The sequence below is a fragment of the Streptomyces sp. NPDC002701 genome (genome assembly GCF_042889045.1).
In the GTDB taxonomy this organism is placed as follows: domain Bacteria; phylum Actinomycetota; class Actinomycetes; order Streptomycetales; family Streptomycetaceae; genus Streptomyces.
Map to the genome: position 1 here is coordinate 1 of NZ_JBIAQL010000044.1, position 22367 is coordinate 22367.

16 protein-coding genes and 3 pseudogenes are annotated in these 22367 nt (G+C 67.5%); 10 read left to right on the plus strand and 9 right to left on the minus strand.

All coding sequences use genetic code 11. The features are described from left to right. Nucleotides 1–291 precede the first annotated feature (291 nt). A complete protein-coding gene (locus tag ACFYXC_RS40435; RefSeq protein ID WP_389557972.1) occupies nucleotides 292–696 on the minus strand; it encodes a DUF2000 domain-containing protein in 405 nt (134 codons plus the stop codon). 104 nt (nucleotides 697–800) lie between these two features. On the opposite strand from ACFYXC_RS40435, the gene ACFYXC_RS40440 reads away from it, so the two are divergent. Next, the gene (locus tag ACFYXC_RS40440; RefSeq protein WP_389557974.1) at nucleotides 801–1259 is read left to right on the plus strand and encodes an Lrp/AsnC family transcriptional regulator; all 459 of its coding nucleotides are present in this window, start codon (nucleotides 801–803) and stop codon (nucleotides 1257–1259) included. Between the two features lie 39 nt (nucleotides 1260–1298). Next, nucleotides 1299–1871, plus strand: coding sequence for a GNAT family N-acetyltransferase (locus tag ACFYXC_RS40445; RefSeq protein WP_389557976.1), 573 nt, complete (start codon nucleotides 1299–1301; stop codon nucleotides 1869–1871). 805 nt (nucleotides 1872–2676) lie between these two features. On the opposite strand, the pseudogene ACFYXC_RS40450 reads toward ACFYXC_RS40445, so the two are convergent. Beyond that, a pseudogene (locus tag ACFYXC_RS40450) lies at nucleotides 2677–2802 on the minus strand (IS5/IS1182 family transposase); the annotation flags it as partial. A 645-nt stretch (nucleotides 2803–3447) separates the two neighbouring features. Here ACFYXC_RS40450 and ACFYXC_RS40455 point away from each other — a divergent pair. Then, nucleotides 3448–3582 (plus strand): hypothetical protein, encoded by a 135-nt coding sequence (locus tag ACFYXC_RS40455; protein ID WP_389557978.1) that lies wholly within the window; start codon nucleotides 3448–3450, stop codon nucleotides 3580–3582. 545 nt (nucleotides 3583–4127) lie between these two features. Here ACFYXC_RS40455 and ACFYXC_RS40460 read toward each other — a convergent pair. From ACFYXC_RS40460 to ACFYXC_RS40475, 4 genes are all read right to left on the minus strand, one after another. Next, the gene (locus tag ACFYXC_RS40460) at nucleotides 4128–5381 is read right to left on the minus strand and encodes an alginate lyase family protein (RefSeq protein WP_389557979.1); all 1254 of its coding nucleotides are present in this window, start codon (nucleotides 5379–5381) and stop codon (nucleotides 4128–4130) included. 121 nt (nucleotides 5382–5502) lie between these two features. After that, nucleotides 5503–5955, minus strand: a complete 453-nt coding sequence (locus ACFYXC_RS40465; protein WP_389557981.1) for a substrate-binding domain-containing protein — start codon at nucleotides 5953–5955, stop codon at nucleotides 5503–5505. Next, entirely contained in the window at nucleotides 5873–6490 is a 618-nt protein-coding gene (locus tag ACFYXC_RS40470; protein WP_389558003.1) for a hypothetical protein, read from the minus strand. Before ACFYXC_RS40470 ends, ACFYXC_RS40465 begins: the two co-directional genes overlap by 83 nt. Before the next feature lie 9 nt (nucleotides 6491–6499). Beyond that, the gene (locus ACFYXC_RS40475; RefSeq protein WP_389557983.1) at nucleotides 6500–6682 is read right to left on the minus strand and encodes a LacI family DNA-binding transcriptional regulator; all 183 of its coding nucleotides are present in this window, start codon (nucleotides 6680–6682) and stop codon (nucleotides 6500–6502) included. 695 nt (nucleotides 6683–7377) lie between these two features. Between ACFYXC_RS40475 and ACFYXC_RS40480 the strand changes: the two genes are divergently transcribed. From ACFYXC_RS40480 to ACFYXC_RS40495, 4 genes are all read left to right on the plus strand, one after another. Then, on the plus strand, nucleotides 7378–7695 hold the full coding sequence (locus ACFYXC_RS40480; protein ID WP_389557985.1) for a hypothetical protein: 318 nt from the start codon (nucleotides 7378–7380) through the stop codon (nucleotides 7693–7695). 6 nt (nucleotides 7696–7701) lie between these two features. Next, complete coding sequence (locus tag ACFYXC_RS40485; RefSeq protein ID WP_389557987.1) at nucleotides 7702–7866, plus strand: hypothetical protein; 165 nt, start codon at nucleotides 7702–7704, stop codon at nucleotides 7864–7866. Nucleotides 7867–7954: 88 nt separating this feature from the next. Next, nucleotides 7955–12445: a Tat pathway signal protein gene (locus ACFYXC_RS40490; protein WP_389557989.1), complete on the plus strand. Its 4491-nt coding sequence runs from the start codon at nucleotides 7955–7957 to the stop codon at nucleotides 12443–12445. Between the two features lie 43 nt (nucleotides 12446–12488). Beyond that, a complete protein-coding gene (locus ACFYXC_RS40495; protein WP_389557991.1) occupies nucleotides 12489–15440 on the plus strand; it encodes a glycoside hydrolase family 2 TIM barrel-domain containing protein in 2952 nt (983 codons plus the stop codon). A 217-nt stretch (nucleotides 15441–15657) separates the two neighbouring features. On the opposite strand, the gene ACFYXC_RS40500 is transcribed toward ACFYXC_RS40495, so the two are convergent. The 3 genes and pseudogenes from ACFYXC_RS40500 to ACFYXC_RS40510 all read right to left on the minus strand — a co-directional run. Continuing rightward, entirely contained in the window at nucleotides 15658–15960 is a 303-nt protein-coding gene (locus ACFYXC_RS40500) for a hypothetical protein (protein ID WP_389558006.1), read from the minus strand. A gap of 97 nt (nucleotides 15961–16057) precedes the next feature. After that, nucleotides 16058–16231 (minus strand): annotated as a pseudogene (locus ACFYXC_RS40505) (3-hydroxyacyl-CoA dehydrogenase NAD-binding domain-containing protein); the annotation flags it as partial. Between the two features lie 248 nt (nucleotides 16232–16479). Next, a pseudogene (locus ACFYXC_RS40510) lies at nucleotides 16480–16782 on the minus strand (transposase family protein); the annotation flags it as partial. Between the two features lie 1537 nt (nucleotides 16783–18319). Between ACFYXC_RS40510 and ACFYXC_RS40515 the strand changes: the two are divergent. The 3 genes from ACFYXC_RS40515 (at nucleotide 18320) to ACFYXC_RS40525 (ending at nucleotide 22350) form a co-directional block, all read left to right on the plus strand. Beyond that, nucleotides 18320–19348 carry a LacI family DNA-binding transcriptional regulator gene (locus tag ACFYXC_RS40515; protein ID WP_389558005.1) on the plus strand — a complete coding sequence of 343 codons (1029 nt, stop codon included), beginning with the start codon at nucleotides 18320–18322 and terminating at the stop codon, nucleotides 19346–19348. 255 nt (nucleotides 19349–19603) lie between these two features. Then, entirely contained in the window at nucleotides 19604–20617 is a 1014-nt protein-coding gene (locus ACFYXC_RS40520; RefSeq protein ID WP_389557992.1) for a hydroxyacid dehydrogenase, read from the plus strand. Between the two features lie 401 nt (nucleotides 20618–21018). Next, on the plus strand, nucleotides 21019–22350 hold the full coding sequence (locus ACFYXC_RS40525) for an ABC transporter substrate-binding protein (RefSeq protein ID WP_389557994.1): 1332 nt from the start codon (nucleotides 21019–21021) through the stop codon (nucleotides 22348–22350). Nucleotides 22351–22367: the final 17 nt, after the last annotated feature.

Below are 22367 nucleotides of genomic sequence, written 5' to 3' on the forward strand. Positions count from 1 at the left end.
GGCGCGCGAATCGCTCATTCCGGTGGCCGTGACCGTGAAAGTGAGGTCGATCCGCCCGTCCGGCGCTGCCAGTCCACTGCCCAGCAACTGCCGGTCACGCGGCTTGACAGACCGCATTAGGAGTCATGCCCGCCCCGAAGCCGAAATCGCCGCCTATCCCGCCTAGGAGCAGTGAAAGCGACGTGGCGGCGGAGCCCAGATTCAGCGCGGAGACGGCGATTGCGAAAAGCGCTGTCGTGCGTCTGGCCCGGAGCGGATACCGCACGGGGCGGGCCCTGCTGGTCGTGGCGGTCACCGGAGCAGCCCCAGCCTGCCGGTGAGGCGGTCGACTTGACGCCTGGGGCCAGTGAGAGCAAGGCCCAGCGGACGCCACTTTCGCTCCGGGTCTTGCAGTCGCTGGGTGTACGCGTCGTAGTCGCGCGAGGAAACGGCCACGTCGGTGACGTCAAGCACCGTGATGCCGGGATGATCCGAGGCATCTTGGTACAGCCGGTTGAGAGCTTCGTCGTCCGCGGCAAGCACGGGGAGCCCGATGGTGCTCATGCCTTGATGAGAGATGCCCGAGGCGTCCACGACGTCGGGTCCGACAATCCCCTCGACATGACGACCGACGCTGATACCGAGCAGCCCGATGACGTTGGCGGCCACTCCGCGCTCCAGCCCTTCGTCGACGACGATCACTAGTTTGTCTGCCATGGAACCTCACTCATTGTCGCTTCCTCAACGGAAAGGCTACACATGTTTCGGATATGCTGGCTCGAAACCGAAACTAGTTCGGTTGCAGGGTCTTGGGGGGTGTTGTGGACGAAACAGATCGCGTGATCGTGCGCCGGTTGCAGCAAGATGCTCGGCTCAGCAACCGGCAACTCGCCCGCGAACTCGGCGTTGCCGACTCCACCTGCCTGGCCCGGGTGGCGGCACTTCAGGACCGGGGCGTCATCACCGGTTTCCACGCCGCGGTCGATCTCGGTGGGATTGGGAGAAGTGTGCAGGCGCATGTGTCGATCAAGATCCGGCCTCAAGCGCTTCCGACTGCGTCCGCCTTCTGCGACGCGGTCGCGGATCTCCCCGATGTGATCGCCGTGTACATGGTCACCGGTGAGGCCGACCTCCTCGCGCACGTCGCCGTTCCCACGACCGACGAACTGCGCGAGTTCGTTCTTCGACTCGCCCGGCGGCCCGAGATCGCCGACATCCGGTCCTCGATCATCTATCTCAGCCGACGCGCCAAGGTCATCGAGCCCGTCGATGGTCCATGAGAACGCGACGCTGCCACCCGACCGTGAACAGGAACTCGCATGACCACGCCGACCTTCACGTCCTCGTTGAGGCTAGAGCCGTTGTTCCCCCGGCATCGGGGGCTCCTGCTCACCATGTTCGAAGATTCACGCGTGTGGACCTACCTCGACGGCTCCCCCGCCGACGCGGAAAAGACCACCACTCGATTCATAGACGCCGCAGAGCTGAGCCGAAGCGCGACCGGGCTGGGGATCTGGACCGCGTTCCTCCGAGCCGACAGTGCGGATGGGCGTCTCCCCTCGGGCACCTTCGTCGGTATCGGCGGCGTCCGTACCCTCTGCGCTGACCTGTGGAATCTAGGGCTGAGCATCGCACCGGCCGCCTGGGGCCGCGGCTACGCGACCGAGTTGGCGACCGCGGCCGTCAGTGCCGCCCAGGTCTCGTTCCCGAACCGAACCGTCACCGCTCGAACCTTGACCAAGAATGCCGGATCGGAGCGAGCGTTGATCAACGCGGGGCTTCAGGTTGTCTGGAAAGGCCCGAGCGCCGCACACCCGGGCGAAGAAGCACGGATACTCACGGACAGGCAACCGCGCGGGTCCGAACTCGAGTGGCTCATCCACGCTTCGTGAGAACAGCCGGGGCGAAGAGGGTGTGACAGCGTCCGCCCAGGCGGATCCGGATACGGCCCGACCACATCGTGATCCTTGTCGACGACCCTGGGTCTGGGTGCCGGTGGCCCCGGTGACAGTAGCCCCAGTCCCGGTGGCCCCGGCGGCACTGGCCCCGGTGGGGGCAGCTCCGCTCGCAATGGCGGTCCTGCTGGTGCTCTGAGCGTGTCTGGCCAAGGCGACGGTCCCGGCGACAACGGCGGTCCACGACAACGGACCAGTGGCGGAGCGGGCAACTCGCACTCGGACCAGCAGACGGCACAGACACTGAACAACCAGAGCGGCCTGTCGAATCTCGGGTACACCTCGGACGGCAACAAGGTCATCCCCGGCGAGGTTCTGGCTTCGTCTACGGAGCCGCCGAGCTCTCGCGGTGGCACTCAGGGCCAGAGCAGCGCCGGCGCGCCGGTACTGTGCCGGCCAGCGGAGAGGCTGCCGCCGCTCAGATGGGCCCGACGCAGTTCGGCACGGGTGCCCAGGGTGCGCAAAGTCGGCAGGGCAGCGACCAGCAGGCTGCACCACAGCACTTCAGCGACGGAGCTGCTCCTAGTCTCGTTCCCGTTCCGGCTTCTGGGCAGCCGACCGCGCCGAGCACACCTCCGACGCGATCCGCTCGGGGCACCTCTGCTCCAAGGCAGTTGGAAGCCGGAACCTCGGCTCCCTCTCCGCGACAGGCTCCAGCGCCGCGCCCTCGTCCCCGTCCGCGCCGGGTAGCCAATCCGGCTCCTCAGAGGACGTTTGATCTAGGTGGATTGCCCTTTGTAGACTAGTAAGTTCCTCGCCAGATGGGTGCCGTCTCGTCCGTTATGCGCTTGGTGCAGTTGCCGATCGAGACTCCGTGGATCATGGCTACGGAGCTGGCAGGCAGGGTCTCGTAGTCTCGGGCGAGGCGCGAAGCAGTCCGTGTGCGTGCCGCCGTGTATGCCATTGCTCTACATGATCAATCTCAGGGCCAATGGCTTACCAAGTTCCCCAAGGCCGACCTGATTATCGAACCGTCAGCCATGCGTACGTATGGTGCCTCAACGGCGCACACCCATATCTGAACAGAGAGACTTGACAGGGAAGACGACGGATACATGCGGCCGGCCGCCGCTCTCTGTCGACAGAACCTTGTCGTTCTTCATGCCTGCATGATCGCCATTGACACTGACATCGACCGGATCAACTCTTTTCAGCCGAGATCTATCCCCCTGGCTCATTTATGGTGCACTCTGTTCGTCCGGGCCCCGCCAATCCCCCAGGTGAACGCCTTGGTGCAGGGTCCTGCCGCCGTTTCGGCGGCAGGACCCGCCGCCTCCCGGCTCCCCACGGAAGGCACTGCGGCTACCAGGGCACCCGTATGACTGTTGCGCTGCCCGGGTGACGCCCGTCCTGCTCTCCGGCGCCGCCCGCCGTGCCGCGGGTACCAACGCAGCATGCTCTCCACCGTGTTGCGCACCCTGACGGCCGCTGCTCCCCGCGCCCTGCCGCTCACGGCCCCGGCAACCGCCGACTCCACCTGGCAGACCTGACACACCACAAGGTATACCCAAGCGTGATCATGATGTTCGACGTCGAGATCGAGCCGGATCCCGGACCGGTGCCCGTCTGGTCGGAGCCGTTGACGTCGTCCCAGAGCACGCTGGTCCGGCTGTCGTTGATCGTGCCGGTCGAGAGGACTTGGTACTGACCCTCGTCGGTCTTGCCGTCCTTCACCGACGGGGCGCGCGGCGGCATCGCAGCCGTCGAAGGTCATAAAATCACGTACATCAACGTCACCGCTGGCGACCAGCAGTGCCAGCTGACCACGAAGTCCTCGACGACAGAAAGCACGGCTCGATCGTCGATCGTTGCTCCTGCCGCAGGCAGTGAGCACGGGCGCGCCCCCGGCCAGGGCCATGGCGAACACGGCGATCCTGGTCCGCGTCGCATGCGCGGCCCTGGTGGTCTTCACGGCGTTCTTCCTTCGTTTGTTCCGGACGGTCGGTCGGGGTGACCTCTGCGGAGGCTGGGTTCACAACTGACAGCAGCGCCAGCAGCACGCCTGCTCCGACGGAGGCGTAACGGCTGCCGCTGACGGATCCGCAGGAGAAACAGTTCACCGTGTCGTAGCCGTCGCGGCGGCTCCCCGGCCGGCGTACCCCCTGAGCAAGGCGCCGAGCGGGTCCGTCCGCAGGTGAGCGGACGGACCCGGGCGTATCCCCCTGATGTCTGTACGGGCCGCGCGGAAATCCTTCAGCGGGCGTACAGGAGAGTCCCGAACCCCAGTTGGTCGTAGCCGCCGCTGTTCGGGCCGTAGTCCCCGCCGCCGCCCTCGGGGCGCACTTTCTCGGCCATGGCGGTGATGTACGGGACGGAAAGGCCACGTCGGCGGGCGTAGTGGTAATGGAGAATGTCCCACACCGGCCGTAGTTGCCCCCGCCCGCTGGCGCTGATCACCGTCTGCTCGTTGTACGCGCAGGTGGTGCCGCTGCCCCAGGAGTACGTGGTGAAGGGGACGGACTGGCCCAAGTTGTACTTCGCCACGTACTGGGCGCACTTCATGACGCGGTTGTCGTCGTAGCCGTACAGATCCTCGCCCTGGTTCCATGCCGTCTCGCAGAACGCGCCGAGCATCCCGACGCCCAGGAGGCTATGCCCTTGGTCGCGCCCCGACTCCTGGTACTGGGCGAGGCCCTCGCCGCCGTGGACGAAGGGTATGGCCTTGCGGACGGCGCCGTTGCCCGCGCCGTTCTTGAAGTAGGTGATCGCCTGGTCGTACTTGGCGTCGTCCTCGCACAGGATCGCGATGGCGAGGACGGAGTTCATGGTGCACAGGTCCCAGTTCGCCCAGTAGTTGGTGATACAGGCTCCGTTGTGGCTGCGCAGGAAGTCGTTGTTGAGCGGATAGAAGACGTTGAGCATCATCCGCTGGAACCGGGCGAGGTCGAAGCCGCTGTATCCGCGCATCAGCTCGGCGACGTTGGCGAACTGGTAGCCGTAGATGCCAGCGGCCAGGAACCGGTCGGCGTTGCCGGTGATCGTGGTGAGCCTGGCCGACCAGGCGTTGAGGATGTCGCGTGCCTTGTCGCCGTGGGCGGTGGTTCCCGCGATCTTCCAGCGCAGGGCGTTCTGGTAGGCGGCGTGGATGTCGTTGTAGAGGGTGCCGTAGTTCTCACCGGTGCCGCCACGGACGACGGTGGTCTGCGCGTTGGGGGTCCAGGTGGACTGAGCGTGGGAGTTGGAGGTCAGCCGGTTCCAGCCCGCCAGCCAGGGATCGTCGCCCGCGACGACCCGTACCTTCGCCCGGTTGAGTTCGCCGTAGGCGTGGAGCATGCCGGGGTGGATGTATGCGGCAGGGGCGGCAGCGGCGTTCCTGGCGCCGAGCACACCGGCTCCGGCGCCCACCGCGCCGGCCGCGGCCACCGCGCCGGCGCTCCTCAGCAGGCTGCGGCGACTCAGCGGTCGCAAGTCGTCGTATGCGGTGTCGTGGTGCGTTTCGCGGCTCATGGACGTGGTCGCCTTTCGTGGAAGAGTGCATCGACTGAGCGTCCGATGCGGAATCCGAGGTGTCACGGGGGGCCCGCCCCTCGCCGCCCCCGGGGCGCGCTTCTTCGCGGTTGCACGGAAACTAGACGTGTTTCGCGGCCCGGCCAAGCGTGGGGCCAGATGTGAAACTTTCGGTCCTCGGGTTACCAGGGCGTGTGCCGGAACCGGCCGGTTCGTGTGCGGTGCGCATGCAGCGGCCCGCGAGGGACGTACGCCCGTTCCTGCCCGTTCTCCCGCCACAGGCTTTCGTCCGAGCTGGCCGGTCCGGCGACCGAGGACCGGAGCAACGGACAGTGGTCAGCGCCGGCGTCAGGTCGCCGGCGAAGGGGACGTCGTCGAACCCTACGATCGAAACGTCGTCAGGCACATGCAGACCCGCGTCGAGCAACGCCGCGATCGCACCGATCGCCACCATGTCAGTTCCCACGAACACGGCGGTGAAGTCGAGACCGTCACGCAACGCATCGCGCGTCCGCAGGAAGCCCGACGTGCGGGTGTAGGGACCCGGGACCTCCATTTCTTCCTCGAACGGCATGCCATGGGCGCAGGGCGTCCAGAAAACCTTCCCGGCGCTGCACCGCGGCGTTGATCAGATGGTCGCCAAGGAGCAGGATGCGCCGATGACCGGCGGCAAGCAGATGCGTGGTCGCCTGGAAAGCCCCGCCGCGGTTGTCGTACTCGACCACGGTGGCGGGGACACCGGATGGCAGGGGAGGAGGGCCGACCAGGACGAGACGCGAGCCTGCGGCGTCGAGGGCCCGGGTGTACTCCGTCATTCGGCGCGTGTACGACCTCGTCAGCTGCGCCCCTCCTACAAGCACGACAGCCGCCGCGTGCTTCTGACGCATCATCTGCACCAGATTGTCCTTGCGTTCCACGTCGTCGTGTGTGGCGCAGACGAGACTCAGCCTGCCGTTGGCGGCGGCCTCCTGCTCGACGCCGACCGCGATTTGGGTGAGCGAAGGTCCCGTGATGTCGTTCATGCCCAGGGCGACCGGACCGGCAAGCTGTCCGGGCAGGGCTCTGGCGTGGACGTTCATCACATAGTGCAGCGCTCTGACCGCTTCCATCACCCGGATTCAGGTATCGGCCGACACGGGATAGTTGCCCGCACGTGTGCGGGAAGCGGTTGCTACGGAGATTCCGGCCCGCTCGGCGACGTCGCGGATCGTGCTGCGGCGATCCGGCTGCGCCGCTTTGCGCTTCCGCTGGAAGGGCTTCATCCGCACGGGTGGTCTGCTCCCCACTTCGTCCTCGCTCACGCCTCACGACGTTGCTGTATGGCTGCTGGCCTGCACTTCGCTCTGACATGGTCTGTCACCGTGGAGAGTAAACGTTTCCTGTCCGGGGTGGGGTACTGCTGGCTGCCACGCACTGTCGGTGAAGCGGTGAGGCGTGTGCACGTGCTGTCGAACGGGACTTGGTCGACCGGCGGTCGGTTGTGCGGACGCTTTCGGTGCTGGTGCGGCGCCTGACGCGCGATGACTTCGACGGCGCGGCAGGTGCTGCGCGAGGATGCACTTTGTGGTCAAGGATCCTGTTTTCTCCGAGAAGCCAGGGAAGGAGGCGGGCTGAGTCGTGGCCGTGTTAGGAAACGCTATCTGTCTGCCTGGGACCTCTCCTGCTCCGCCTCTGTTCGGCGCTCCGCGCATCTGGCCTGCGAACAATCGTCGAAACGCAGAATTTTCACCGCCGACATCTTGTCTCCTCGGGCGTATCTCTCTAGCTTGCCATAGAGAACGATTTCTAGAGAGCGGTTACTGCTGTTCTCTCTTCGGTGTCTTCTCGATCCAGGAGCAGTCATCATGAAGTTCACCTACGGCAGAGTGGCCGTCGCGGCGGCCGTGTCACTGTCGGTTGTCCTGACCGGATGTGGCGGTGACGGCGGGACGGACGACTCCGAGAACAGGGAGGACGGGTCCGTCACACTGACGTGGTGGTCGTGGGACGAGACCGAATGGACTCAACCGATCACAAGTTCAACGCGACCCATGACGACATCAAGATCAAGGTGGTCAAGCAGGCCGACACCCAGGGCACGGCGCAAAACCTGCGCAACATGGTGGCCGCGGGCAAGGACGTCCTTTGTCTCGTCGAGAACTTCGGCGAGGTCCCCGGCCTCGTGGGCGAGGGCCTGCTCACCGATATCGATGAGCCGTTGCAGCCGTACCTCATGATGTCCACGGGCGCAGCGACGATCTTCCTGCTCGGCTTCGTCGGCTCCTGGAACTCCTTCTTCGGGCCCCTGGTCTTCATGCGGACACCGGAGAAGTGAACCGTCGTGTTCGGCCTGTACTCCTGGCTGAAGGTCAAGGTGGACACCTCCGCCGACCTGACCGGCATGGTCGTTGTCGGCTCCCTCATCTCCCTGATCCCCATGGTGATTCTGATGATCTCCATGCAGCGCTTCTGGCGCTCCGGCGTCACCTTCGGCTCCCTGCAGTAGCAGTCGGCGCAACAGAGCCGACCAGCCAGCTTCCCGCCCCGCGTCCCCTCACTCTCCTGTGCCGCCCTCCCGAAGGAGAAACATCCGCATGACCGTCAGCAGAAGAACCGTGCTGCGCACCGCCGCGGCGGGAACCGGCGCCGTCGCCGCGAGCGGCGGGCTGTGGACCGCGCCCGCCGGAGCCGCCGTGCCCGCAGCGGCCCTGGAACAGGCCGGCACCCGGCGACTGGACATGATCGACTTCGGTGACCCGCAGTCCGAGGCGGCCCACCATTACACGTCACCCGCCTCCGAGGCCACCGACGGCAACGCGGGCGACCGGGCGAGGGTGGCGATGCCCCTGGATCCGCCGACGGTCAGGGGCGGCGACCTGGCCTTCACCATGCGGACCGATCCGAGCGCGCAGAACTACCTGACCGTGAAATTCTGGGGCAGCGACACCTCCACCTACAAGACCATCGCCTACATCAACGGCGAACAGATCGGCTACCGCCGCTCCGGTGACTACGAGGCGCTCAACATCGGTTCCAACCGGCCTCTGCCCGGCCGCTTCTACTACGCCACGCAGATGCTGCCGCTGGAGCACACCCAAGGCCGACAGCAGGTCGAGATCACCCTGCGGACCTACCACCTCAGCTTCAGCGGCAACGTCACCGAGCCGTCCCGCGGCTATTACCGCGCCTACACCCACACCGGCGCCCATCTCGACGTAGGAGACGAACCACAGGGTGACTTCACCCCGCCGACCGCACCGGCCGCCGACCTGAGCGACGCCGAGAAGCAGCAGCTGATCGACGACTACACCGCCGCCCAGGTCAAGCTGTTCAACGACTTCTCGGCGAAGGTCGACGCCGCAGCCGACGGCCGGCTGTCGATTGTCCGCTACCAGGACGAGCTGCGCTTCTACGCCATCGCGCTCCAGCAGGCATCCTGGTGCCCCGCGCAGACGCCCGCGGAGCGGAGAACAGCCCTGCTGCGGATCCTCAAGTGCGTCGACAACCACACCAAGGACTACTACGGCGACACCAGGCTGCTGGCCCGGGGCGGCCATCAGGGCGACTGGGGCGGCTACTACGGCGCTCTCGGTGAGGCGCTCTACATCGTCGAGGACATCATCGCCGACGACGACGTCTACGGCCGCGAGGCGTTCGAGGCGTTCCTCGACGAAGAGTTCACCGCCGGCACCTCCGACGGAGAGACTTCACTGAAGGACGTCGGCTGGGACGGTGGGACCCTGACCCGGCGCGGTGCCTGGGAACGGATACTGAAGGCCAACTTCGACTATGCGCGCTCCCGCCTCTCGTACATCTTCAACCAGATCATGTATACCTACGAGGGCGCGTGGGAGGCCCACGAAGGGTTGCGGGTCATCGGGTCGGCGTTCTACGAGGGCAAGGCACGCAGCCACCGGATCGCCGGCGAGGCGCTGGGCTGGCTGCCGTTCCTCGGCGAGGAGGTCCTCGTCGGCCCCGACGGGCAGGATCTGGACCTGTTCCACTCGCTCTTCCAGCACGACACCACCGCCCGCTGGACCGAGGACTACATTCGGTACGTCATCAAGGGCCTGGCCCGATCCAAGCTGGACCAAAAGGGCGACGTCGTACGCCGGCTGCCGTTCGGCAGGCACCACACCGGCATCACCGAGGCCGGCCACACCCGCGAGAACGGTTACGTGGCCAATTACGGCGAGGCGACCAACTACCTCCCCGAATGGTTCTATCGCACCTGGGGCCACCAGGGCGACGAGGAGCTCAACGACGAGATCCTCAGGACCGCGCTGCGCAACCTGCACGCCCGGGGCCAGGCCCGCTACACCGACGTCGACGACAGTGGCAAGCGCATCATGCGGCTGGAGATGGTCATCGACGAACGCAACGCCAACTACCCAGGGTTCCCCGGCTACGTCCTGCGTATCTCCGAGGGCCGCATTCTGCACTACGTCTCCCTCGAGAAGCACATGCGGGACCACGCGGACCGCTACCGGGGCAGGTCGTGGAAGGACACCTGGCGGTACGCGACGGAAGCGGTCGGCTTCGCGCAGCAGCAGCTCGCCGACCACCAGTACTTCAACGCCTTCTCCGCAGTCACCGGCAAGATGAAGTACGACCTGCGGCTCGCCGAGACCTGGTCCTACCTGAAGGACCGCGAGCCCGCCGCAGTCGTGCATCCCCAGACCGACTTCCGCTACTACACGGGCGCACAGATCACGGCTCTGGGTGTCGACCCCGCCGACTACGAGCAGCACGCCTGGGTCGACGTGGACTGCATGTTCGTCTCGATGCGCGACGGAGATCTCCGCCTGTTCGGACAGCTCAACGAGCGGCAGCGCGGCTTCGCCCGCAACGGCCGGCTGCACGTCCAGCACGGCGCGTACGACCACTTGGTGCAGATCAACACCAACGGGCTCTTCCAGTACGAGGACTACTGGGCCCGCATGGACAACATCGACGTCGACTTCATGGAGGACCAGCAGACCGCCGACTCCGCCGCACCCCAGGCACTCGCGGGTGAGATCGCCCCCATCACCTTCCAGCCCGGCATCGGCACCGTCCGCCGCGAGAACTTCGAGGCCGATCACGCCTACTCCGGCTACCCGGACCTGCTCACCGCCCGCTACGGACGCTATTTCTTCGTCTTCAACACCACGCGCGAAACGTATGGCAACGAGCAGACGTTCGATGTCGACCTGCCCGCCGATCATCGCGGCAGCGCCGTCCTCGACCTCGTCACCGGCGAGCGGCTCCCGGTGCGTGACGGCGCCGTACAGGTCAGGCCCCGGACCGGCCTCGTGCTGCGGCTGCCGGCCACCGAGGAGACGGCCCCCCTGCCCGCCCACGTCGACTTCGTGCACACGCTGCCGGGCGACGGCGCCGTGACGGTCACCTGGCAGACCACCGCGGGCGCCGACCACTACCGGGTACGCCGGGCAACGCGCAAGAACGGCCCCTACCACCTGATCGCCGACAAAGTCACTGGGCGCCATCACCACGACACGTCCGCACGCCGGGGCGAGACGTACCACTACACGGTCACCGCGGTGAACAGCGCGGGAGCCGGGTGGACGTCCCACCAGATCCGCACCGCGCTCGATGTCGCGACGACCCGCGGACTCGACGGCACCGGCTGGCGCGACGACGCCCTCGGCCGCAAGCACACCGGGAGCGCCGAGGTACGGGCCGGCAGGATACGGGTGCTCGGCGCACGAGGCGACGGCCTCGGCGACGGCGACGACTACAAGGTGCTGGAACGCGACATCGAGGACGAGCTGCACTACGTCAGCCGCCCGGCCACCGGCACCTTCGTGCTCACCACGCGGATCGACACCCGGCGCGGACCGCTTACCGGCCTGATGCTGCGCGACCGCCTCGCCGCCGACACCCGCTACGTTTACTTCGGCGCGGACACCGACGGCAACCTGGTCCTGCGCAACCGCACCCGGGACAGCCGGCATGACTGGCAGGACGACAGGCGCAGCCCCCTGGACGCCGGGCTCGGTGGCCTCAGCCTCGCCGCCACGCCCCACCTTCGGCTGGCACGGGACTTCGCCACCCACCGCGTCCACGCGCTGGTCTCGGCCGACGGCTCGGTCTGGAGGGCCGTCGGCTCCCTGTTCACCCCGTTCCCGTTCGGCGTGCACGCGGGGCTCGCCGCCACCGGCGACGCCGCCTTCAGCGCCACAGCGCTGTCCGCCCTGGCACCGGACTCCCTGCTCGTGCTCGCGGAGCGGGACGCCGACACCGTCACGGTCCGCTGGAACAAGCCGGAGGATGCGGTCTCGTTCACCGTCCTGCGCTCCACGGACGAGAAGAAATGGGAACTACTGGCGGAGGGCACCCGGGCCCTGGCCCACACGGACACGGAACTGCGGCGCGGCAAGCGGTGGTACAAGGTCACCGCTACCCTGGCCGACGGCGGCACCCGGACCACCGACGTACCAGTCCTGGCTGTGGCCGAAACCCTGGACCAGGTCATCGCACGGGCGAGGAAGACGTCCGCAGCTGGCTGGACCAAGAAGAGCCACGCCGCCTTCCTCGCGCGGATCGACAGCCTCGAGGCGGCCGCGGCCGTGCCGGGTGCCGATCGGGACGCGCTGATCGACGAGGTGTACACGGCCCACGAACTGCTGGTCTCCGTGGACACCCTGCTGCGGAAGTTCGAAGTCACCCCGGCCATGGTGGCCGCGTCGACCGTCCAGTGGCCCGGCACCGGCACCAAGCAGTCCAACGCCTGGCGGGCCTTCGACGGCGATCCCGCCACCTACACCGACACCCTAGCGTCCGAGAGCTGGCTCGACATCGACGCGGGCACCGCCGGTCCCGTCACCATCGACCGCATCCGCTTCCACCCGCGGTCCGACCAGTTGGTCCGGGCCAACGGCACGGTCTTCCGCGGGTCACGCGACGGCGGCGCCACCTGGCACGACATCCACACCATCAGCGGTGTGAGTGCCGCCCAGTGGTACGAGGCCGAACTTCCCGAACGGGCCTCGTATCCGCTGATCCGCGTCCACGACAACCACAACGGCCGGGTCAATCTCGCCGAAATCGAGTTCTGGTACACGCTCCCCGACGAGGCGTAGTCACCCGCCGACACCTCACCGCCCGGACGAAAGGCCCCAGTACGTGACCGCGCACCGCGCCGAACACACCTACGTCGAGAATCACTCACCCGGGACCGGGCGTCTCGCGCCACGAGCGGCCTTCGGGTCCGACGCCGCGCGCCTGTGTCTCGACGGTGACTGGCGTTTCCAACTGGTCCCCGGCACACACGCCGTCACGGACGGCTTCGAACACCCCGGCCACGACGACAGCGCCTGGCACCTCCTGCCCGTCCCGTCCTGCTGGCAGATGACCGGCGTCCCGGGCCCACCGGTCCACGGCGCCCCCGCCTACACCAACCAGATCTTCCCCTTCCCCGTGGACCCGCCCCGGGTGCCCGACACCAACCCAACCGGCGAGTACCGCAGGGAGTTCACCCTCCCCGAGGACTGGCCCGCCGACGGCCGCGCCACCCTCCGCTTCGAGGGCGTCGACTCCTGCTTCGCCGTATGGCTGAACGGCGTACGCCTCGGCGACGGCAAGGGGAGCCGACTGCCGACCGAGTTCGACGCCACCGTAGCCCTGCGTCCCTGCCGCAATGTCCTGGCCGTCCGGGTCCACCAGTGGTCGGCGGGCAGCTATCTGGAAGACCAGGACATGTGGTGGCTGTCCGGCATCTTCCGCTCCGTCACCCTCCTGCACCGCCCGCCGACCGGCGTACGCGACTACTTCGTACACGCCGACTACGACCATCGCACCGGGCTCGGCACCCTGCGCGTCGACTGTGACAACCCCGGTACCCGGATCACCGTCCCCGCTCTCGAACTCGACCTCGCCGCCGGAGAGCACGCGACCGTGCCCGTCGAGCCCTGGACCGCCGAGACACCATGGCTGTACGACGGCGTCCTGTCTACCGGCACCGAACGGGTCCCGCTGCGGATCGGCTTCCGCACAGTCAGCGTCGAGAACGGTCTGCTCCTGGTGAACGGCAGACGCATCCTGCTGCGCGGCGTCAACCGTCACGAATGGGACCCCGACACCGGGCGTACCCTGAGCCGCACCACCATGCTGCACGACATCCGGCTGATGAAGCAGCACAACATCAACGCCGTGCGCACCAGTCACTACCCACCCGACAGCGTCTTCCTCGATCTCTGCGACGAGTACGGTCTCTGGGTGGTCGACGAGTGCGACCTGGAGACCCACGGCTTCTTCCTCACCGGCTGGCGCGGCAACCCCAGCGACGACCCGCACTGGCAGGAGGCGTACCTCGACCGGATGAGCCGCATGGTCGAGCGCGACAAGAACCATCCCAGCGTCATCATGTGGTCCCTCGGCAACGAGTCCGGCACCGGACAGAACCTGCGCGCCATGGCCGACTGGACACACACCCGTGACCCCGGTCGGCCCGTCCATTACGAAGGCGACTGGGACAGCGGGTACGTGGACGTCTACAGCCGCATGTACGCCGACCACGCGGAGACCGACCGCATCGGCCGCCGCGCCGAGGACCCGACCACCGACCCGGCCCTCAACGAGCACCGCCGATCCCTGCCGTTCATCCTGTGCGAGTACGCCCACGCGATGGGCAACGGTCCCGGCGGACTCAGTGAGTACCAGCGCCTGTTCGAGCAGCATCCGCGCTGTCAGGGCGGCTTCGTCTGGGAGTGGATCGACCACGGCATCCGGCAGCGCACCGACGCCGGGGAGGAGTTCTTCGCGTACGGCGGCGACTTCGGCGAACCGGTGCACGACGGGAACTTCGTCGCCGACGGACTCGTCTTCCCGGACCGCGTTCCCTCCCCCGGCCTCATCGAGTACAAGAAGGTCGTCGAACCGGTCCGTATCACCGTCGACACCGCGGCCCGCAGCATCGTCGTGTACAACGGGCATGACTTCCTGGGAATAGATCACCTGCGCTTTCGCTGGCGGGTCGAGGACGAGGGCGTGTCGGCAGGGTGGGGGGAACTGCCCGTACCGCAGGTGGTCAGCGGCGAAACCGTCTTCGTGCCGTGGCCGGAGGATCTCCTGAGGGCGCCGGATACGACGGTCGAGCGATGGCTCACCGTGTCCGCCGTGCTGAGCGAGGACACTTCCTGGGCGAACGCCGGTCACGAGGTCGCCTGGGGACAGGCGATGCTCAGCGGCACACCGGCCGTTCAGGTGCCGATCTCGGGCATCGCACCGGCCACGACGGGCCGGTACGTGGAACTGGGAGAGGGCGTCTTCGACGCGCACTCCGGCACCCTCCGCACTCTCGGAGGGCTGGCCCTCGACGGTCCTCTTCTCGACCTGTGGCGTGCACCTACCGACAACGATCTGCGCGGCTGGCGGGGATCCGTCGCCGCGCAGTGGCGCGCGGCCGGTCTGCACCGGCTGGAGCACAAGGTGCGGGCCGTGGAGCGGGACGGCGGCGCGCTCACCGTACGGACCAGGGTCGCGGCAGCCGGGACTGACACGGCGATGATGACGACGTACCGCTGGACGGCCGATCCGTCCCACCACGGACGGCTCTGGCTGACCGTCCAGGCCGAGCCGGTCGGCGAGTGGCCTTTCCCGCTTCCGAGGCTGGGCGTACGCGCGGCGGTTCCGGCGGCGCTCGACGCGGTCACCTGGTTCGGCGCCGGGCCGGGCGAGGCGTATCCCGACACGCGTGCTGCGGCACGTGTCGCACGGCATTCCTCGGACGTTACCGGGTTGCAGACCCCTTACCTCTATCCGCAGGAGAACGGCAGCCGCGCCGAGGTCCGCTGGCTCCGGCTCGGCGGTACGGCCCCCGAGTCGGCCGGCGGACTCCTGGTGCTGGGCGCACCGCACTTCGCGTTCAGTGTCCGGCCCTGGACCAGCGAGGATCTCGACGACGCGCGCCATCCCACCGACCTGGTGCCCGGTGACCGCCTGTACCTCACGGTCGACACCGGTCTGCAGGGCATCGGAAGCGCTTCGTGCGGGCCGGGAGTCCTCCCGCACTTCCGGCTGCCGGCCCGGCCCACCACGTTCACCATCGGCTGGCAGACGACGATGCCCGCCTCATGACTCGCCCGTCCGTGAGCACATACCGCGCAGGTGACTGCCGCGTCGACCGTCGCGTCCCGTGGACACCGGCCTCGCACTGCCCTGCCACGACGGCCGCACCGAAGGCGTCGACGCCGGTCAGGCGGCCGATGCGGGGGGCAGGGCGTCACGGGTACTGCTCAGGGCGCGCATCAGGGCGATCTGGGCCCGGTCGCGTCCGGCGCCGGGGTGGGCGATGTCAGGGCCCCTGAATGCTTCGCGGACCTGCGCGGTGAGGCGGGAGACCGGTGGGATCGTCGAAGGAGGGGTCCATGGTCCTGCCGAGGTGTTCCAGGAAGATCGGTAGGCCGCTGGGACCGCCGCCCGGGTGGAAGATGCGGAACGGTCCTGCGGCCGCCCAGCGCAGTCCGATGGAGGAGGTGACGATGTCGTCCAGCCAGGCATCGGTGACCACGCCTTCGGCAACCGGGTGCACGCATTCGAGGAACTGGGCCGACTGGCGGCAGTTGGCCACGAACCCAGGGGCCTCCTTGTGAAGCACCTGGGGCTTCTTGCCGGGCCAGGCATGAAGACGCGAGCATTACCACCGTTTTGAACGGGTGCCCGACGACCGGCCGTGCGGGACGGGCCAAGGACCGGGCGCTGTCGGTGGCGGGAGTGCCGGAGGTGGAGGTGGCGAAGAGGGCGCGGGCGGGCGCGGCCCGCTCGATCGCGACCCAAAGGTCGCGCTTTACCTCCAGCCGTTTCGGGCCGTTCTGAACGATGTCCGCCTCGGCGACGGCTCTGGCGAGGTCTCGATCGCCAAGCGCCAACTCGAACGACTCAATGTACAGATGGTGCGTTTCCCGTTCCGCCTCGCACTGCGGTCGGGACGCCCACAGGAGTCACTGCCACAGCTGCTGTCCATCATCGACGCCGTCACCGCCGGTGATCCCGACGCCACTGACGCTCAACTGGCCGGCGTGATCGACCAACTGCGTTTGGCAGAAAGGGTGCTGTTGCCCTGAAGTCTCAATGGCAGGCCGGTCCCGGACCGCCCCCTCACGAGCCGGCAGGTCACCATCCCCGAGGTCGTATGGATGGCGCGGATCTCTGGGGTGTCGGAGGCGATCCGGTCGATGGGCAGGAGGGTGCCACCCAGGATTACGTACGCCTTCGTCCTGGCGGTCGTCATTGCGTCGGCCAGGGTCTGCACCCGGGCGGACAGCGCTTCGACGGCCTCGCATATGTAGCGGTAGACAGTCGCGATGCCGATCTCAAACCCTGCGGCGAGTTGGGCGTACGTGCCGCCGCATCACAGGTAGGCCAGGGCGAGCATGGCCTGACGGCCGGCGGGCCGACGCCGCCATCGCGTACCTATCTCCCCGGTGAGCGGCCGGTTGCCTCAACCGTGGCCGTCAGCGCTGACGACTCCGCCCGTGAGTGGGCTGGGGCGCTGATCGACGGCGAGAACGCCAAGTTCGCTGCCTTACAGGGGAAGCTGCGATCGGGTGACGACCCGTCAACCTCGGCAGGGCGGGCGGCGGGGGCAGTGGGCACCCTCGGGCTCTCGGTTGTGCACTCATTTGCTGGAGTCACCTGAAGTCATTGCGATCAGGGGTCCTGGGCCCGACTTCGCGAGCAGAGGCAGCCATGGGCAGCGGGCTGCCCTGCGTATTGGGGCTCGGTGCTTTAGGGCGGTCCGGGCTGTGAGCACTGTGGCACGGTCTCCGGGTCGCCCGGGTCTGCCCGTGTGAGGTACCGCGGCACCGGCGCCTGGTCGGTGCCCGTGTCCTGGACAAGGCCGTACCGAATGGATCCGTCGTGCGGGCCAGTGGATAGGTCCTCGGTCACTACCTTCCAGCTCGATGTCTCGATGTAGAGGTTGTAGTCGGCGCCGCGTTCGTTCTGATGCAAGGTGACGGCGCCGTCAATCGGTAGTACTCGTTCTGCCACATCTGCTGAGCCCGGGCGGGGAGCAATGCGGCCCCGTAGACCGGACCGTTCATCCAGGTGATGTCCTCGGCGGCCTCGGGCCGTCCGTCGTCCATACGATGGCCGCCGCCCGAGGCCACATGGAACAGGCGCCCCTTCAGCCCCGTCCACGTGGGCATCACCAGGGCACCGGCTCGCTGTGCCGGGACCACCTGCCACCGGACACGGACGTAGCCCGTCCAGGTGAGCGTCACGGCCTCGCCGCGGTGCGTCAGGCCCGCCTCGGGGGCGCCGGCCGCGGCCACTCCGGTCTCGGCGCGGCGCGGCAGGGCCCGGACGGGTGTCCGCCGCTGGCGCGGTGTCTGCGGTGTCGACGACCGTGCCCTATCCCGAGTGCGGCACCTCCGCGCTCGGCAACGGGGAGGGCGTGCGGGGCGGCGCTGGGACGGCGACGCAGTCCCTTCGACTATTGGCTGGGGCGTCGGGGCGGAAAGTGTGCGGGTTGAGGGCGCTATCAAGACTGGTTTCGGCTTCTCCGGGTGATGGGTTGAGACGTATACGCCGCCTGCCACGACGGTCGCACTCGCGGTGATCACGACTGCGGGCTTGGCCAGCGCGGTCGTCCTGCAGAGTCTGCATGGTTTGTCGGACTTCGAGACTGTTCAGGAACTGCGGTGACCTACGGTGGAAAGCCGCATGCGGGCGGCGGGCATCGCGGCGAAGTCGCTACCCCTTGTGCGGGAGCGACGCCCTCCCGTCCCCTCGGCAACGGAGCGACGCAGGGGGAGATCAAGTCCTTCTGCCCTCGTGCTGGAAACGATTACCGGTCGCGCCCCCGGTCTCTGCCCTGCTCACGGGTCGGCAGCGCATGCAAGATGCAGTAACGTCGAGCCGTGACTGACAGCGTGAACCACCAGCCGGTCGACAGTGCGGCTAAGGCCCCGAGGGGTAAGTCCCGGCGCAGGGCCGAGGACAGGCCCAGCACGATCACCGACGTGGCCCGAAAGGCCGGAGTCTCCGTAGCAACCGTTTCCCGCACTCTGGCCGGCAACTATCCGGTTTCGGAGGAAACCCGGGCGCGCGTCATGGCCGCTGTCAAGTCACTGCACTACGTGGTCAACGTCCACGCCAAGGCCCTGTCCGGGCGCGTCGCCGGCCCCGTCGCCCTGGTGATCAAAGACATCACCGGCCCCTCGCTCGCCCACGTCGCCGCCGGCGTGGAGCAGGAGGCTGCCTCCCTGGGCAGGCTGAGCCTGGTGTGCGCCACACACGACGACCCGGCACGCGAGGACGACCTGGTCCAGCTCATGCGAGAGCAGCATGCGGCAGCCGTCGTCCTCGTGGGCAGTGCCATACCCGACGAGAGCTATCAGCGCCGCATGACCGAATACGCACGGGCACTCGACGCGGCCGGTTCCCGGCTGGTACTGGTCGGCCGCCCGGCGCCGGCTCCGGGCCTGCCGGTCACCGTGGTCGACTACGACAACCGCGGCGGTGCCTTCCAGGCCACGTCACACCTGCTCGCATCCGGCCATCGCAGCGTGCTGTTCCTGGGCGGTGAGGCCGGGCTGAACAGTCCGGACGAGCGCCGAGCCGGCTACCTGGACGCACTGCGCGCCCACGGGGTCGCCCCCCGCTCCGAGGCTCTCGACACGCAGGGCACGTACACGCGCGCCTCCGGCTATGCCCGCACCCGCGACGCCCTGCGCAACGGCGTGGATTTCACCGCCGTGTTCGCGGCCTCGGACATGGTCGCCCTCGGCGCCGTCGCAGCGCTGCGGGAAGCCGGACGGAGCGTCCCGGACGACATCTCGGTCGTGGGGTTCGACGATGTCCCATTCGCCACCGACCTGACCCCCGCGCTCACCACGATCCGCGTGCCCTACGAGGAACTCGGCCGCACTGCTGTCCGTCTGGCCCTCGCCCGCAGGGACGCCGTATCCGACGACGACCGGGTCGTGCTCGGCACGCAACTGATCATCCGGAAGTCAGTGCGCCAACTCGCCTGGCAGTAGACGTCCGGCAGCCTCCATAAGGCGTCTGTGCCTTACCCGACAGTGACCCGCTGAAACACCCGCCGCATCCGCCGACGTCTCCGGCGCCCCTTCGGGAATGCTGCGGAGTCCTCCCTCACACAGGCGGCAGCATCGGGGCAAAGCATCACAGCCTCTGCCCGGCTCATTGACCAGCGTTCCGGGCGAGTTTACCGTGGCGTTCTAGCAAACGTTTTCTGTCATGCAGTCCGTGATTGCTCGCTCCTCAGGAGAGTCATGCCCAGCGCTCCGCTTCCCCGAGCCGTCTTCGCCCTGGATCCGATTCACCTTCCGATGCTGTTCCCGCCGGCGCTCATGGCCAGGCTCCAGACATCGGCCCGGATAGACCCCGATGTCGTTGTGCGGGACTTCGCCGACCCCAGGTCGGCTGCGGCTCTCGCCGAGGCCGACACACTGATCACCGGATGGGGGTGTCCCCCGCTCGGGCCGGAGGTCCTCGAAGCCGCACCGCGGCTGCGGGCTGTGCTGCACGCGGCAGGCTCCGTCCGCGCACTCATCAGCGACGCGCTGTGGTCCCACGGGGTCGCCGTGTCCAGCGCGGTTGCCGCCAACGCGGTCCCCGTGGCCGAGTACACCCTGGCGATGATCCTGCTCGCCGGCAAGGACGCTTTCGCACAGCGGGAACGCTACCGCGACATGCACACCTACCCCACCGCGGTCAGGACTGCCGGTATCGGCAACGTCGGCCGCCGCGTGGGGGTCATCGGTGCTTCCCGCGTGGGTCGCCATCTGCTGAAGCTCCTGCGCTCCCACGACCTGGAGGTTCTGCTGTACGACCCCTACGTGGGCGCCGCCGAGGCCGCCAGCATGGGTGCGGCGCTCATGCCGCTGGAGGAGTTGCTGCGGCGCAGCGACATCGTCAGCCTGCATGCGCCCGACACGTCCGAGACCCGTCACATGCTCGACGGCGCCCGGCTCGCCCTCATCCGTGACGGCGGGGTGCTTATTAATACCTCCCGAGGGGCGCTCGTGGACCATGAAGCACTTATCGCCGAACTGGTGGCGGGTCGACTGCAGGCCATTCTCGACGTCACCGACCCGGAGCCGCTTCCCGCCAGCTCGCCGCTCTACCGGCTGCCCAACGTCTTCCTCACACCGCACATCGCCGGCTCTCTCGGCAACGAACTCGAGCGGCTCGGTGCCGTCGTGGTGGACGAGGTCGCCCGCCTGGCCTCCGGGCAGCCGCTGGTCCATCCGGTCCGCCGGGCCGATCTGACGCGCGTGGCCTGACCCGCATTGATGTTCAGCTCGACAGTGTAAGTAATCGTTTACGGTCCACTTCGCCGTCAGATGCGGTCAGCTGAGGTGTGTTCCGCTCTCTTGCCCGGCACCGGACACCAGGACCCTCCCGAGGGCGCAACTGGGCTATGAGCAGCCAATATGAAGCTATCCGAGCAGTTTCATGGAACGCCGAGTGAACCCAACGGACAAGCAGTCGAAACATTTTGGGCCGCAGCTCTTGCTCTGATGCGCAGGCTGAACGTAGCTTCCATAGGAAGCGATTACTGCAAGTTCCCGCTGGGGTGAGTCGTCGCCGTACCCAGCCGGCTTCCCTAGCAGTTCACTGCGTTCCGCGCAGTCTTCTTCCTCCCTCCTGGCGAGGGTGTCCCTCAGTCGAAGGATCTGGGTCAATGAAGTCCATCAGTCCGTGTCGAAGCGTTCGCCGAGCCGCCACCGCGACGTTTGCGCTGTCCATCCTGCTCACCGCGTGCGGCGGGTCGGGCGGCGACGACGCCTCGAGCCAGGGCCCCGTCACGCTGGAGTTCTGGGGGTGGGCCAACGGCCAGGAGGCCGTGGTGAAGGCGTTCAACGCCGCGCACAAGGATGTCCAGCTCAAGTACACGAAGGTCACCGATCAGCTCGGTACGCAGAAGCAGCTCAGCAATGCCGTCAAGGCCAACAACGCCCCGTGCCTGGTGCAGAACACCGCCGAGTACGTGACGAGCTGGGTCTCGCAAGGGGCTCTCGCCGACATCACCCAGTACGTGAAGTCAAAGGAGTCTGCCTTCAATGAGGGAGCCTGGTCCGGGGCCCAGGTCCAGGGCAAGGTCTACGGGGTCCCCACCAGCTCGGCGCCCTCCTTCACGGTCTACCGCACCGACGTGTTCGAGAAGTACGGGCTGGAGGCGCCTGCCACCTGGGACGACTTCATCGCCTCAGGCGAGGTGCTGAAGAAGCACGGCATCAAGGTCACCAACTACGCCGGGGAAGACCCCAGCACCCTGGAGGTCCTCGCCATGCAGGCCGGGGCCCGCTGGTACACCATCGACGGCAACGCATGGCAAGTGAACTTCCAGGACAAGGGCAGCCTCCAGGCCGCGGAAGTCATCCAAGAGATCATCGACAAGGACCTCAACTCCAAGCTGTCCTTCTCCGACTACGCCGCATTGCAGCGCAACTTCGACAGCGGCGGTACGGTCACACGCCAGATCTCCACCTGGCAGATGTCCGGCATGGTCCAGAACTTCACCAAGTCTCTCGGCGAGTGGGCCCTCAGCCCTTGGCCGGCTTTCGCCGGATCCGCCGTCCGAACCCCGGCCGGCACCAATCAGAGCGCCGGACTGAACCTGGTCACGGAGCAGTGCAAGCACCCCGAACAGGCTGCCGAGGCAGCACTGTGGCTGTCCACCGATCCGGGGGCCGTCAAAACCATGGCCACTCCGGGCACCGGCAGCGGGGTGCTGCCAGCCCTCAAGGACAGCAGCCCGTACACCGATATGACCATCTCCAAGGAGCTGCTGGGCAAGAACTACGAGCCGGCGAAGAAGATCGTCAATGACAGCCTGGGCACCGTCAACACGGACTGGACCTTCGGCCCGAACTGGACCGCCATGTTCACTGAGCTGCAGAGCCAGTGGGGCAAGGTCGTCAGCAAGGAACTGAAGGTCACCGAGCTGCTGGCCCACATGCAGAAGTGGACCGTCGATGACCTGAAGTCCCGCGGCATCAACGTCAAGGGCTGACGAAGGCAAAGGCAGAA